The following is a 14351-nucleotide window of genomic DNA, read 5'->3' as shown; positions in this document are numbered from 1 at the left end:
GTTAGTTCTCAGAAAAATACAGTCGTGGAAAGGGGGGTGAAGGGGAACGGGAGATGCAGTTATGGGATATTCGGTGGCGAAGGATCGTGCTGCTGACCAATCCCATTTGCGCGCGAGCTATGGACGGAACCAATAGCCGAACGGGGCACCCCTTGGGGCAATCGCAAACCGCCCTTCGGATCTAAGTCCAAGAACCGCGTGCCTTACGAGATCATCGAGAGAATGGCTGGGGTGGTAGGATTCGAACCTACGATACACGGTACCAAAAACCGATGCCTTACCACTTGGCTACACCCCAACAGTGGCGCGTTGATTACGCCAGACTTGGCATCGCTTCAAGCCCAATTTCGAGAAAAAATGCAGATTGAGGCAACTCATTTGCTGCCCCCTGCTGTCAGGTCAAACCCGGATCGGATCGGCCTTGGCCAAACGGTCGAATGCCATCAGCGATGTCAGCAATGCGGGCATTTGGTCAAGCGGGATCATGTTCGGCCCGTCCGAGGGCGCGGTGTCCGGGGCCTCGTGGGTTTCAATGAAAACACCGGCGATTCCCAAAGAGACCGCGCAGCGCGCCATGACCGGGGCGAATTCGCGCTGGCCGCCGCTTGAGCCGCCCTGACCGCCCGGTTGTTGCACCGAGTGGGTGGCGTCCATGATCACCGGATAGCCGGTGCGCATCATCGTCGGCAGGCCGCGCATGTCGGCAACAAGGGTATTATAGCCAAAGCTGGTGCCACGTTCAGTCAGCAGGATGCGGTCGTTGCCGGTTGATTCGACCTTGGGCACGACATTGGCCATGTCCCATGGCGCCAGAAACTGACCCTTCTTGATATTGATGACCGCGCCGGTTTCGCCTGCGGCCAGCAACAGGTCGGTCTGGCGGCACAGGAAGGCGGGGATTTGCAGCACATCGACCACCTCGGCCACCGGCTTGCACTGGCTGGCCTCGTGGATGTCGGTCAGCACCGGCACGTTCAGGGCGGCTTTGACCGCGCCCAGAATCTCCAGCCCCTGGGTCATGCCGACGCCGCGCTTGCCGCCCAGCGACGTGCGGTTGGCCTTGTCGAAGCTGGCCTTGAAGATGAATTGCGCGCCGCTGGCCGCGCAGGCCTCTTGCATGCGGGTGGCGATCATCATCGCGTGGTCCAGCGTTTCCAGCTGGCAAGGGCCGGCGATCACCGTCAGCGGGCGGTCGTTGCTGACGGTCAGGCCGCCGATCTTCACGTCTTTCATTAGGCTGTCACCTGTTCCCTGAGAATAGAGGCGGTCATGGATATCATCAGATATATGCCACCAAAGATCAGGAAGGCCAGCACGGTGTTTTCAAAGGCGCGGGGATAGGTGGCCTCGTCCGGGGCGACGGGGCTGACGCCCAGCGACAGATAGCGCACCTGACGGTTGGCCTCGATCCGGGCGGTTTCAAGCTGTTGCAGCGCTTGTTGCAGCAGCAATTGCCGGTTGGTCAGATCGGCCTCGGCGATGCGCAGCTCGGCCGAGACCCGGGCCAGTGAATCCGATCCCACCGTGCTTTCGGTCATCGAGGACCGCAGTTGGGCGATCAGCGTCTGAAGCCGCTGGATATCGCCGCGCACGCCATCGACCCGCGCTTGGTTGGGGCTGGTGTTGTCCAGCAATTGTTGCAGTTGCAGGCGCTTTTCCTGAAGCTGGATCTCGAAATTGTTGATCTGGTTCATCAGGGCGCTGGTTTCCGAGACCGGGTCCAGCACGCCCAGACGTTCCTGCAATTCCAGCACCCGGGTCTGGGCGTCAGTGACCTTGCGTTCCGCATCGGCATAGCTGGCGCGGGCGCCCGACATCTGGTCTTCGCGCAGGCGCTGGGTCAGGCTGTCGACCCGTTCTTCGGCATAGGAAATCAGGGCTTGCGAGAACGCGGCCGAGGTTTGCGGGTCGGCGGCGATGATCTCCATCTTCAGGATGCCCTCGCTGGGGTCATAGCCGATTTTGACGTTGCGCTTGAACAGCTTATAGGCGCTTTCGCCGCTGGACCCGCCGTCCAGCCGTTGAATCGGGTCGATGGCCGGGTTGCTGAAATGGGCGCGGTAACCAAGATCGGCATCCAGCCGCTGCATCGCGTCGCGCGATTGCAGATAGCTTTGCACCGCGATTGAATCCTGCTGCACCGCCAGCCCGGTGCCAGCGAACATGCTGCCCAGACCGCCAGCCATCTGGCTTTCGGCCTGCTGGATGACGAATTCCGACTTGGTGGCGAACATCGGCGTGGCGACGACGAAATAGTAATAGCCCGCGATAAAGGTCGGCAGCAGCACGAACACCGCAAGGCGGCTCATCAGCAGGGCGAATTTACGGCGGCGGCGGCGGGCGATGTCTTGCTGCATCCGCAGGACATGGGCGATGGGGTCGGGTTGCAGCACCTCGGCGCTGGGCAGGGTGTTGCGCTGTTGCGGCACGGTTTGCGGCAATTGCACGTGGCGGCTTTGCGGTTGCAGCTGGTGGCTGTCTTCCGACACCAGTTCCAACATGCTGGAGCGCTGGAACGGGTCGATCCCGTTCTTGCGCAGCAGCCGCACCGCATCGAAATCCGAGGTCGGCGCAAGGCCATGCTTTTGCGCCACGCGCCGCGCCATGCGCAATTGCCGGCCGGTCAGACCTTCTTTGCGGATCTCGGCCAGATCCTGTCCGACCTGACGCTGGGGTGCGGGGGCTGGGGGCTGTGCCGGGGCATAGGCGCGCTGAACAGGGGCCTGAGCGGCCGCAGGGGCAGCGGCACGGGGGGCGGCGGCTGCAGCGGCCGCCGTGGGCATCGGGCGCGATCCAAAGCCGTCCTCGACCGGGCGGGCCTGAGGTGGCGCGCCGGGCGTCCGCGGGCGCCCATACCCCAAGGGTCCGCTGCGCCGGATGCGAAATTTCTTAGCTCTGGGTTTGGTAGTCATAGAGCCTCTTTGCTTCTTCCAGCGTGTCGAACATATGCAGCTGTCCATGAGACAGGACTGCGGCGGTCTGACAGAATTTTTCCAGAGTGGCCGCCTGATGAGAAACCACTACCACAGTGGCATTTTCAAGTCGCTGACGCAAAATTGAGCCGGCCCGGCGATTGAAAGCAACGTCAGTTGTCGAGGGCATACCCTCGTCGATCAGATAAATGTCGAAATCCAGCGCCAGCATCAGCGAGAAACTGAACCGTGCGCGCATGCCTTGGCTGTAGGTGCCAACAGGCATGTCGAAATATTCCTCGATATCTGCCATCCAGCGGGCGAAGGCCTCGACATAGTCGGGGTCCAGACCATACAGCCGGGCGATATAACGGGCGTTCTCGGTGCCGGAATGGCGGCCGATGACGCCGCCCATGAACCCAAGCGGGAATGAAATCCGGCTGGTGCGGACGATCTTGCCCTCATCGGGTTTTTCCAGACCGGCCATCATGTTGATCAGGGTGGTCTTGCCAGTGCCATTGGGGGCCAGAACGCCCATCGAGCGGCCGGGCACAACTCGGAAAGACACGCGCTCAAGGATCACCTTGCGCTGTTTCCCGGTCCAAAAGGACTTACTGACTTCGGTGAATTCAATCATTCACACGCCCCGATACTGCCCAATCCAAGGTCCCCCACTGCCCCGGTGGAGATCACGGCTTATGTTGCCGCATCTGGGACAATACCGGGGTAATTGGGCGGCATTATGTCCGATAGGTGCCGGAGTTTCCATGTGAGGTTGCGGAAATGCGTCAAAGAAAAGGCAAACGCCGCCCAAAGCGGGCGGCGTTCGGTCATTCACGGCCTTGGCCTTAGCTGTGTTGTTTCTCGACCCGCAGCAATTTGCCCACAACGATCGACACAATCGCCGCGCCAAAGCTGAACAAGGCCCCCATTTTCGCCGCATCCTGCACGTTGATCGTTTCCAGATGCACGCTGCCGTCAAACGCGACCGAGGCCACGAACAGCGCCACGGTAAAGCCGATGGCGGCGACACAGCCGATCACGAACAGATCGACCGTTCGCATCCCGGCAGGCAGACCCAGTTTCAGAGGATAGGCGGCGACATAACCAAAGATCGTCACGCCCAGCGGTTTGCCGATCAGCAGGCCGGCCAGAACCAGCCATGTCGGCGACCCGATGGACGAAAATTCGACCCCGGCATTCAGCAGGCCAAAGAAGAACAGGATCACCTCGACCGGCAATTTCAGCCCGTGCTCGATCTGGTTCAACAGGTCGGTCAGGTATTGCTCGGCCTCAGAAAAGATCCCGAACGCGCGGTCGGCATGCGGGATGGTCGGCACGATCGGTAGCAGACCCAGCGCCGGGTGCAGGCCGGATTCCTGAAAGCCATACCAGCTGAGGCAGGCGGCAATCAGGTAGGGCCAGAAGCTGAGCTTGGTGCGCACCCAGGTCGATTTCTGCCGCAACTGGTCGCCGCGATCCATCATCCGGGGCAGCCAGTTGAACAGCACGAACACCGCCAGCGCCACAAGCATCGAGAAGCCCAGCCACTCCATCGCCATTTCCCCGGTCGGATAGAAGATCGCCAGAATGATCAGGCCACCGGCGTCATCGGCGATGGCCAGCAACAGCAGGAACCGCACCGCCGGGTGGCCGGCCCCGAACACGATCCGGCCGACAAGGTAGGAAAACGCGATATCGGTCGCGGTCGGAATGGCCCAGCCACGGCTGACAGCGTCAAAGGTGGTCGAGCCCAGAATGGCCGCCAGACCCAGATAGACACAGATCGGCCCCAGCATCCCGCCCAGCGTCGCAAACAGCGGCGTCGCCGCCTTCTTGCCGCGCAACGAACCGTTCTGCAGGATCACGGCCTCCCAGACCTCTTTCGCGGCGATGGCAAAGAACAGCGCCATCAGCACGTCATTGACGAGGTAATGCAGGGTCAGGGTGCGGTGAATCTCGCCGTTCACCTCATGCGCGTGGCCGACGATAAAGTCGTCAATAATCACGAAATCGACGAAATCGTGATAGGAATGCGGGTCGATATTTGCCCAGACCAACGCCAACAGGGCGCCTGCTATCAGCAGCAGTGAGTAATTTGTGACGAAATTCCAGACGCGATACATGCCCTGCTCCCCATAATGCGCTGTAGCTGGGATAAAACATGTCTGAACGTGGAGCAACCATTCTACGACCGCGTTGCACGCGTCTTCGGCGCAAACATTGGCAAAACTCCGGTTCTGGCCTAGACATATGCCATGTCCGAGACTCTGGAACAGATCAAGACGGCGCTGTCTGGGTGCCGGTTATGCGAGACCCGCTTTGCCGCCACGGCGACGGGGCATCGTCCGAATCCGGTGGTCTGGTTCGATCAGGGCGCGCGGATACTGGTCGCCGGTCAGGCGCCGGGGATACGGGTGCATGAGGTGGGCAAGCCGTTTTTCGATCAGTCAGGTGATCGTTTGCGGGCGTGGATGGGGGTCTCGGCGGACCAGTTCTATGACCGCAGCATAGTCGCGGCTTTGCCGATGGCGTTCTGCTTTCCGGGCTATGATGCCAAGGGCGCCGATCTGCCGCCTCCGCCACTGTGCCGCGCCACGTGGCACGACCGGATCATGACGGCGATGGGCGGGTTCGACCTGATCTTGCTGATCGGGGGATATGCGCAGAAATACCATCTGGGACCGGCGGCTAATGGCGGCGTGACACGCACCGTTGCAGGCTGGCGCGATCATGCGCCGCTCGTCTTTCCCTTGCCCCATCCGTCGTGGCGCAATACGGCATGGCTGAGGAAAAACCCGTGGTTCGACTCTGAATTGCTGCCGCAGTTGCGAACCCGCGTGCAAGAGGTGATACATGGCTGATCTGACCCGGCTGGACGTTGCGCATCAGGCGATGGAGACTGCGCCTCATGATGACGCGGCGCGCCTGAAGTTTTTCGAGCGGCTGGCGGATAGCGAATTGTTCCTGTTGCTCGAATCCGAGCCCGACGGCGACAACGTGACACCGCGGACGTTCGACCTTGAAGGCGGCGCGTTCGTGCTGGTCTTTGACCGCGAGGAACGGCTGGCCGAATTCGTCGGTGATGTCGCGCCCTATGCGGCGCTGTCGGGGCGGCTGATCGCCAATCTGTTGCAGGGGCAGGGCATCGGGCTGGGCGTGAACCTTGGCGTGGCCGTGTCGTCGATCCTGATCCCGTCCGATGCCGTGGACTGGCTGTGCCAGACGCTGGATCAGCGCCCGTCCGAGGTCGAGGCCCTGCCGGTCGAAGTCACGCCGCCCGCCGGTGTGCCGGATTTCCTGTTGCAGGCGCTGGATTCCAAGCTGGTCACCGCCGCCGGGCTGGCGCCGCTGGTTTATCTGGTCGGCGTGACTTACGAGGGCGGTCAGCGCGGGCATATGCTGGCCTTTATCGACGCGCTGCCGGGGGCCGAGGGCGCCTTGGCGCAGGCGGCGGGCGAGGCGCTGACCTTTAGCGGCATCGAGGCCGGGGCGATCGACGTGGCGTTCTTCCGCGCCTCCGAGGCGATTGCGGCCCGTCTGGCGCGGGTCGGTCTGCGCTTTGACATCCCCGAGCCGCCAAAAACCGCCTCCGGCCCGTCGGCTCCCGGCAGGGACCCCGACAACCCGCCGCGCCTGCGCTGATCCGCGATCAGCGGCCGCGCGGCCGGTGGATATGGGCGCTTTGCACCAGCCCGAACGCCGCCAGCAACACCAGCATCGCCGAGCCGCCATAAGACACCAGCGGCAGCGGCACACCCACGACCGGCGCCAGACCCATCACCATCAACATGTTGATGGCAAAGAACAAAAAGAAGGTCATCGCAATGCCGAGGATCAGCAGGGACGAGAACCGGTCCTTGTTCTTCATCGCCGAGCTGATGCAGAATATGATGATCAGCGCATAAAGAACCAGCAGGGAAAACCCGCCGATAAAGCCGAATTCCTCGGCCAGCGTGGTGAAGATGAAATCGGTATGTTTTTCGGGTAGAAAGTTCAGCCGCGATTGCGTGCCTTGCATAAAGCCGCGCCCGCTCCAACCGCCTGATCCCAACGCGATTTTCGACTGGGTGATGTGATAGCCCGCGCCCAGAGGGTCCGAGGCCGGGTCCAGAAACGTGTCGATCCGGCGATACTGGTAATCCTTCAGGAACTGCCACGGCGTGCCGCGCGACAGGAATACCCCGGACACCGCGCCGACGCCAACCGCGATCACGCCGCCGAAATACAGCCAATGCACGCCGGCAGCGAACATCACCGCCCCGCCGCCCATCATCAGCAACAAGGCCGTGCCCAGATCGGGCTGTTTCAGCACCATCACCGTTGGCAACAGGATCAAGGCCAGCGGGATCGCGACATAAAGCGGCCGCGACACTTTGCCGATATCCAGCCAGTCGTAATAGGCGGCCAAAATCATCACCACGGTGACCTTGGTCAGCTCAGAGGGCTGCAACAGGATGAACCCAAGGTCGATCCAGCGCTGCGCGCCCATGCCCACCGTGCCGAACAGTTCAACCGCGATCAGCAACAGCAGCGACCCCAGATAGGCCACCGCCGCCATGTTGCGCCAGAACCAGATCGGCACGAAGGCCACAATGAACATCGCCGCCATGCCAAGGCCAAAGCGTTTCATCTGTGGCTCGGCCCAGGGGCTGAGCGACCCGCCGGCGACCGAATACAGCATCATGAACCCGACCCCGGCCACCGCTGTCAGCAGCAGCACCAGCGCCCAGTTGACATACAGCACCTTTCGCAGGCCCGAGGGCACGGTCTTGAGGTTATGTTCGAGATAGCTCATGCGCGGCTCCGTCCGGTCGGAGGGGCGTCGAACTGGTGCAGGTCCAGCGCGCGGAAGCGCTCGTCGATCTGGTTGCGCTGGTATTCGGGATAGGCGCTGAGCGGCGGCAGGCCGTCATGCAGCGCCCTCAGCGCGATGTCCCGTGCGATCGGTGCCGCGGTGGATGATCCGCCGCCGCCGTGCTCGACGATGATCGAGACCGCGATCCGCGGGTTATCGAATGGCGCAAAGCAGACGAACAACGCATGGTCGCGGCGGTTCCACGGCAGGTCTTCGTTGCGGAACACGCCGCGCGCGCGTTCGGCGGCGGTGATGTTACGCACCTGACTGGTGCCGGTCTTGCCCGCCAGCAACAGCGCGTCATCCGCCACCCGCGAGCCATAGGCGGTGCCACGGCGGCTGTTTGAGACGTTAAACATGCCGCGCCGCACATGTTTCAGGTGCTCGGGGCTGATGCCCAGTTCGGCCCCGCCGCCGCTGGGTTGCTCGACCCCGTTCAGCGATTTGATCAGGCGTGGCGTAACGGCGGTGCCGCTGGCCAGACGCGCCGTCATCACCGCCAGTTGCAGCGGCGAGGTCAGAACGAACCCCTGACCGATAGCCGCGTTCAGCGTATCCCCCACCACCCATTCGGCGCTGCGATGCTCGCGCTTCCACGCCTTTGTCGGGGTCAGCCCCGCCGCCACAGCCGACATCGGCAGGTCATGCCGTTCGCCCAGACCCAGCAGGTTTGCCATCTCGGAGATCTTATCGATGCCGACGCGGCGGGCGACCTCGTAATAATAGACGTCGCAGGATTGCTCCAAACTGCGGTTCAGATCGACCCGGCCATGACCGCCGCGTTTCCAGCAATGGAACCGGCGACCGGCGGTTTCCAGATAGCCGGGGCAATAGACGGTCTCGTCCGGGGCGATCACGCCATCCCGCAGCGCCGCCAGCGCCGTCACCATCTTGAAGGTCGAGCCGGGCGGGTAGGTGCCTTGCACGGTCTTGTTGGCCAGCGGTCGATAGGGGTTGTCGGTCAGCGCCTTGTATTCGGGGACAGTGATGCCGCGCACAAATAGGTTCGGATCGAACCCGGGGGCCGAGGCGATGCCCAGAATGTCGCCGCTGTGCACATCCATCACCACCGACCCGGCGCTTTGCCCGTCCAGCCGCGCCTGCATAAAGTTTTGCAGACCCGCATCGACGGTCAGCTGAATATCGGTGCCTTCCTGTCCGGGAATGCGGTCCAGTTCGCGGATCACCCGGCCCACGGCGTTGACCTCGATCCGCTTGGTGCCCGCCTTGCCGCGCAGGTCTTCCTCCAGCTTGACCTCGACCCCGCTTTTGCCGATCTGAAAGCGCGGGATTTGCAGCACCGGGTCGGGGTTTTCCAGCTTGGACAGGTCGTAATCGCTGACCGGGCCGACATAGCCGATGACATGGGCGAAATCGCCCCCCAGCGGGTAATGCCGCGACAGGCCGACCTCGGGGGTGACGCCGGGCAGGGCCGGAGCGTTGACGGCCAGCTCGGCCACCTGTTCCCAGCTCAGGCGTTCCGCCACGGTGACAGGCACGAACGGGCTGCGGCGCATGATTTCCTTTTTGGCGCGCTCGACCTCGTCGGGGCCAAGCGCCACCAGACGCGCGATCGCGGCAAGGGATTCATCGACATCCTCGACATCTTCGCGCACCAGAACCACGCGATAGTTCTGTTCGTTCTCGGCAATCGCCACGCCGTTGCGGTCAAAGATCAGGCCACGGGTCGGCGGGATCAGGCGGACGTTGATCCGGTTTTCCTCGGCCAGCAGGCGGAACTGGTCGGCCTGATCGACCTGCATATACCGCATCCGCAGCGCCAGCACCGACATCAGCGCCATTTGCGCGCCGCCCAGAAACAGCGCCCGGCGTGAAATCCGGCGGGCGCTTTCCTCGACATCCTTGGGGGAATGCTTCATCTCAGCCTCCCCACCGCTTCGGTGTCGCCGGGTGACGGTCGGCGCAGTTTCAGCCCCAGATGCACAATGGCGACCACCACCGGGTAACACAGGATGCTGAACACCGCCTGCATCACCAACATGCCCTTGGCGGGTGAAACCGCGCCGCTGAGGCCCAGCACCAGCACGTATAGCGTATACACCGCCGAGATCGCCGCCGCCGTCAGCAGCCATTCAGCGGGGAAGGGCACTTCGCCGGTGCCGATATGGCGATTGCGCAGGAATTCACTGGCCAGCAGCACCAGCGCCGTCCACAGGCCGGGCGGGCGCATCAGCACGAAATCGGCCATCAGGAACACCACGGTCAGCAGGAACAGCGGCACGAAATCCGGGCGGCGCTGAACAAAGGCAAAGGCCAGACACAGCATCAGATCGGGACCGGGCACCCGGGGCGGCGCGGTATGCAGCGGCAGCACCTGAAAGAACAGGATCAGCGCGCACAGCCCGACAAAGATCAGCCGGAACAGCCAACGATGCCCGGTGATCGGCGCGATCATTGGGTGGCCTCCCCGGTGGCGGACATGCCCTCGGGCATCGGCGGCCCCGAGACCAGCGGCGCGATCAGGCTGCCGGGGTCGGTGATGACCTCGCTATGGTGGCTGCGCAGCACCCGCAGGAATTCCAGCCGTTCGAAATCGCCGGACAGGCGCACCCGTATCCGGCGGTCGGTGCCAAGCGCCACCTGACCGACCAGCAGGCCCGCCGGGAACACGCCACCATCGCCGGACGAGATCACCCGGTCGCCGGGGCGCACCAGATCGGGGTTCTCAAGAAATTCGATCACCGGGGCCGGGCTGTTGTCGCCCGCCAGAATGGCATGCTGGCCCGACGGTTGCAGCGTCACCGGAATCCGGCTGTTGGAATCGGTCAGCAGGATCACCCGGGCGCTGTTCTGCCCGACGCCGGAAATCCGCCCGACCAGACCCAGCCCGTCCGTGGTCGCCCAGCCGTCAACGATGCCATCACGTGCGCCGACGTTCAGCAGCACCGATTGCCGGAACGGCGAGCCGCTGTCGGCCAGCACAACGCCGGTCACATAGGTCAGTTGCGGGTCCAGCCGCACTTTGTTCAGATCCAGCAGCTTGGCGTTTTCCTGTTCCAGCTGCAGCGCGGCCTCTTTCCACGCCTTCATCTGCCGCAGCTCGCGGCGCAGTTCCTGATTTTGGGCATAGATATTGGTGTAGGACTGAAAGTCCTCGATCATCCCGGCGATGCCATCCACCGGCAGCAAGGCCCAGCTGAACGACGGCACCACCCGGTCGACCAGCGCGGCGCGGAATCGTTCGACCCGGGGGCTATCGATGCGCCACAGCACGAAAAGCCCCACAAGAAACAATACCACCACGCCGATCAGGATACGCCGGACCGGGCGGACATAGTCGATCTGGTTATGTCGGTCTCTTGCCACGTCGGCCTCTCTTCAGGCGCGGGCGCGTCCCCGGCTTAGCTGTCGTAATCAATGACATGCCGGAGTTGTTTTTCATACTCCAGCGCTTTGCCCGTGCCCAGGGCAACACAATTCAGTGATTCATTCGCGACCGAAACCGCCAGCCCGGTCTGCTCGCGCAGGGCCAGGTCCAGTTCGCCCAGCAGCGCGCCGCCACCGGTCAGCATCACGCCACGGTCGACGATATCGGCGGCCAGATCGGGCGGGGTGGTCTCCAGAGCGGCCATCACCGCCTCGCAAATCTGTTGCACCGGTTCGGCCAGAGCTTCGGCCACCTGGGCCTGATTGATCTCGATTTCCTTCGGCACGCCGTTCAACAGGTCGCGGCCGCGGATCTGCATCGACGCGCCACGGCCATCATCGGGCATGCGGGCGGTGCCGATCGAGGTCTTGATCCGCTCGGCAGTGGCCTCGCCGATCAGCAGGTTCTGCTGGCGGCGCAAATAGTTGATCACGGCATCATCCATACGGTCGCCGCCAACGCGGACCGAGCGCGCATAGACGATGTCGCCAAGGCTGAGAACCGCGACTTCGGTGGTGCCGCCGCCGATATCGACAACCATGTTACCGGTCGGATCGGTGATCGGCATGCCGGCACCGATCGCAGCGGCAATCGGTTCGGCGATCAGCCCGGCGCGGCGGGCGCCGGCGGACAGGACCGACTGGCGAATGGCGCGCTTTTCAACCGGGGTGGCGCCGTGCGGCACGCAGACGATGATTTTCGGTTTGGTGAAGGTGGTGCGTTTATGGACCTTGCGGATGAAGTATTTGATCATCTCTTCGGCCACGTCAAAATCGGCGATCACGCCCTCGCGCATCGGGCGGATGGCTTCGATGCTGCCGGGGGTGCGGCCCAGCATCAGCTTGGCGTCCTCACCCACTGCCAGAACCTGCTTGCGCCCGTCCTTGACGTGAAAGGCAACCACAGAGGGTTCGTTCAGGACAATGCCTTTGCCCTTGACGTAAACCAGAGTGTTCGCGGTGCCGAGGTCGATCGCCATGTCTGACGAAAACAAACCACCAAAACCTGCCATGCTTAGACCCTTTGCTGAACCCCGTGCCGACTCTGCCCATTTCCAGAGTCGGAACACTTTATAAAGGGCTGGACCGGCAAGGGTAAGGGGCGAAGATATCGCGCAGGCGTGTTTTTGCTGGCTTGCACTTTTCGAATAAATTGGTCGTGTAAAAGTCCAGATGTTGACCAAAAAATTGTAGTTTGACGATATCAGGTCTGGGCCGGGGGTTGCGACCCACCGAACCGGCAACGCAGGACGCAAGCGCGCGCCAGAGGTGCGGCGAATCTGCGATTGGTTTTCAGGGGGGGCAAGGGGTGCCCTGAACCCAAGCCGAAAGGCGGGTTCAGGGCAATTGTAGCGGCGGTTTATTCCGCCGGATCGGTATAGGATACTTCCTTGACGTCCGAGCCCGGCGCCGATTTCGAGCGGCGCACCAGCAGCCGGTTCAGCGCGTTGACATAGGCCTTGGCCGAGGCAACCACGGTGTCGGTATCTGCGGCCTGACCGGTGACGATGCGGCCGTTTTCCTCCATCCGCACGGACACGGTGGCCTGCGCGTCGGTGCCTTCGGTCACCGCATGCACCTGATACAGTTGCAGGCGGGCGTTATGCGGGAACAGCTTTTTCACCGCGTTGAACGTCGCATCCACCGGGCCGTCGCCCGTGGCGGTGACCTGATGATCGGTGCCGTCGATGGACAGGGTCAGGTCCGCCGATTGCGGCGCTTCGGTGCCGCAGATCACCCGCAGGAATTTCACCTGAATCCGGCCGTTCGCCTCGTCCGAGGTGCTGTCGCGCATCAGGGCGACCAGATCGTCGTCATAGACTTCTTTCTTGCGGTCGGCCAAAGCCTTGAACCGCACGAACACATCCTGCAACTGATTGTCGGCCAGATCAAAGCCCAGATCCTTGAGCTTGGCGCGCAGCGCGGCGCGGCCCGAGTGTTTGCCCATCACCAGATTGGTTTCCGACAGGCCGACATCCGACGGGCGCATGATCTCGAAGGTCTCGGCGTTCTTCAGCATGCCGTCCTGGTGGATGCCGCTTTCATGGGCAAAGGCGTTCTTGCCGACGATGGCCTTGTTGTATTGCACCGGGAAGCCCGACACGGTGGCCACGCGCCGCGAAATCGCCATCAGCTTGGTGCTGTCGACGCCGGTCTGGTAGGGCATGATGTCGTTGCGCACTTTCAGCGCCATCACCACCTCTTCCAGTGCGGTGTTACCGGCGCGTTCGCCCAGACCGTTGATTGTGCATTCGATCTGGCGGGCACCGGCCTCGACCGCGGCCAAGGCGTTGGCGGTCGCCATGCCAAGGTCGTTGTGACAATGGGTGGCAAAGATCACCTCGTCGGCGCCGGGCACGCGTTCGATCAGCATCCGGATCAGGTCGGCGCTTTCGCGCGGGGCGGTATAGCCGACGGTGTCGGGAATGTTGATCGTGGTCGCACCGGCCTTGATGGCGATTTCAACCGTCCGGCACAGATAGTCATGCTCGGTCCGGGTGGCGTCCATCGGCGACCATTGCACGTTGTCGGTCAGGTTGCGGGCGTGGCTGACCGTTTCGTGGATCAGGTCGGCCATGTCATCCATGCTGAGGTTCGGAATGGCGCGGTGCAGCGGCGAGGTGCCGATAAAGGTGTGAATCCGCGGACGGGCGGCGTGTTTCACGGCCTCGAAACAGCGGTCGATATCCTTGAAATTGGCGCGCGACAGGCCGCAGATCACGGCGTTCTTGGATTGCTTGGCAATGTCGCTGACGGCTTCAAAGTCGCCTTCCGAGGCAATGGGGAAACCGGCCTCGATGATGTCGACGCCCATTTCATCCAGCATCGCCGCGATTTCCAGCTTTTCGGCATGGCTCATGGTTGCGCCGGGGCTTTGTTCGCCATCCCGCAAAGTGGTGTCGAAAATCAGGACGCGGTCCTGTTTGCTCTTGTCAGTCATGTCTTGGTCTTTCGTTCTGGTCTTAGCTGAGTTGATCCCGGCGCTGGTCACCCCTGAGCGGTCGCGCCGAAGGCACGCTCAGAGGCAGCTAAGAAGAAGCAGGGCACGGGGAGAGAGGGCGCGCAAAGCGTCCTGCTGGCAAGTCGAGATATGCTGAACCCGTATCATGCGCCGGACTATACGCGTTCTGATCCCGAGGAAAAGCGTTTTTTGCATCCGGTCCAGCACGATACCCCCCGATGTTCCCTTGGGC

At 62.7% G+C, this 14351-nt stretch carries 12 protein-coding genes and 1 tRNA gene; 2 read left to right on the top strand and 11 right to left on the bottom strand.

The window, feature by feature from the left end:
• Positions 1-223: 223 nt before the first annotated feature.
• The 5 genes from ABYW26_RS02580 to ABYW26_RS02560 all read right to left on the bottom strand — a co-directional run bounded on the left by ABYW26_RS02580 (position 224) and on the right by ABYW26_RS02560 (position 5038).
• A tRNA-Gln gene (locus ABYW26_RS02580) sits at positions 224-298 on the bottom strand.
• A gap of 101 nt (positions 299-399) precedes the next feature.
• Positions 400-1233 carry a 3-deoxy-8-phosphooctulonate synthase gene (gene kdsA / locus ABYW26_RS02575; protein ID WP_372603189.1) on the bottom strand — a complete coding sequence of 278 codons (834 nt, stop codon included), beginning with the start codon at positions 1231-1233 and terminating at the stop codon, positions 400-402.
• Entirely contained in the window at positions 1233-2912 is a 1680-nt protein-coding gene (locus ABYW26_RS02570) for a capsule biosynthesis protein (RefSeq protein WP_372603188.1), read from the bottom strand. The genes kdsA and ABYW26_RS02570 overlap by 1 nt, the downstream gene beginning before the upstream one ends.
• Positions 2890-3549, bottom strand: a complete 660-nt coding sequence (locus ABYW26_RS02565) for an ABC transporter ATP-binding protein (RefSeq protein WP_372603187.1) — start codon at positions 3547-3549, stop codon at positions 2890-2892. The genes ABYW26_RS02570 and ABYW26_RS02565 overlap by 23 nt, the downstream gene beginning before the upstream one ends.
• Positions 3550-3760: 211 nt before the next feature.
• A complete protein-coding gene (locus ABYW26_RS02560) occupies positions 3761-5038 on the bottom strand; it encodes a Na+/H+ antiporter NhaA (RefSeq protein WP_372603185.1) in 1278 nt (425 codons plus the stop codon).
• A gap of 132 nt (positions 5039-5170) precedes the next feature.
• Here ABYW26_RS02560 and ABYW26_RS02555 point away from each other — a divergent pair, with 132 nt between their 5' ends.
• Together ABYW26_RS02555 and ABYW26_RS02550 are read left to right on the top strand one after the other, a co-directional pair.
• Positions 5171-5776, top strand: coding sequence for a uracil-DNA glycosylase family protein (locus tag ABYW26_RS02555; RefSeq protein ID WP_372603184.1), 606 nt, complete (start codon positions 5171-5173; stop codon positions 5774-5776).
• Entirely contained in the window at positions 5769-6557 is a 789-nt protein-coding gene (locus ABYW26_RS02550) for an SseB family protein (RefSeq protein WP_372603182.1), read from the top strand. The genes ABYW26_RS02555 and ABYW26_RS02550 overlap by 8 nt, the downstream gene beginning before the upstream one ends.
• Positions 6558-6564: 7 nt before the next feature.
• On the opposite strand, the gene rodA is transcribed toward ABYW26_RS02550, so the two are convergent.
• The 6 genes from rodA to ABYW26_RS02520 all read right to left on the bottom strand — a co-directional run bounded on the left by rodA (position 6565) and on the right by ABYW26_RS02520 (position 14098).
• Positions 6565-7710, bottom strand: coding sequence for a rod shape-determining protein RodA (gene rodA, locus ABYW26_RS02545; RefSeq protein WP_372603180.1), 1146 nt, complete (start codon positions 7708-7710; stop codon positions 6565-6567).
• Positions 7707-9650, bottom strand: coding sequence for a penicillin-binding protein 2 (mrdA, locus tag ABYW26_RS02540; RefSeq protein WP_372603179.1), 1944 nt, complete (start codon positions 9648-9650; stop codon positions 7707-7709). The genes rodA and mrdA overlap by 4 nt, the downstream gene beginning before the upstream one ends.
• Positions 9647-10186: a rod shape-determining protein MreD gene (locus ABYW26_RS02535; RefSeq protein WP_372603178.1), complete on the bottom strand. Its 540-nt coding sequence runs from the start codon at positions 10184-10186 to the stop codon at positions 9647-9649. Before ABYW26_RS02535 ends, mrdA begins: the two co-directional genes overlap by 4 nt.
• Positions 10183-11097, bottom strand: a complete 915-nt coding sequence (gene mreC / locus ABYW26_RS02530) for a rod shape-determining protein MreC (RefSeq protein WP_372603176.1) — start codon at positions 11095-11097, stop codon at positions 10183-10185. Before mreC ends, ABYW26_RS02535 begins: the two co-directional genes overlap by 4 nt.
• Positions 11098-11132: 35 nt before the next feature.
• On the bottom strand, positions 11133-12170 hold the full coding sequence (locus tag ABYW26_RS02525; protein ID WP_372603174.1) for a rod shape-determining protein: 1038 nt from the start codon (positions 12168-12170) through the stop codon (positions 11133-11135).
• Between the two features lie 347 nt (positions 12171-12517).
• A complete protein-coding gene (locus ABYW26_RS02520) occupies positions 12518-14098 on the bottom strand; it encodes a 2-isopropylmalate synthase (protein WP_372603172.1) in 1581 nt (526 codons plus the stop codon).
• Positions 14099-14351 lie beyond the last annotated feature (253 nt).

The organism is Actibacterium sp., assembly GCF_041584535.1.
Lineage (GTDB): Bacteria > Pseudomonadota > Alphaproteobacteria > Rhodobacterales > Rhodobacteraceae > Actibacterium_D.
This window is presented reverse-complemented; position numbering and strand designations above follow the sequence as displayed.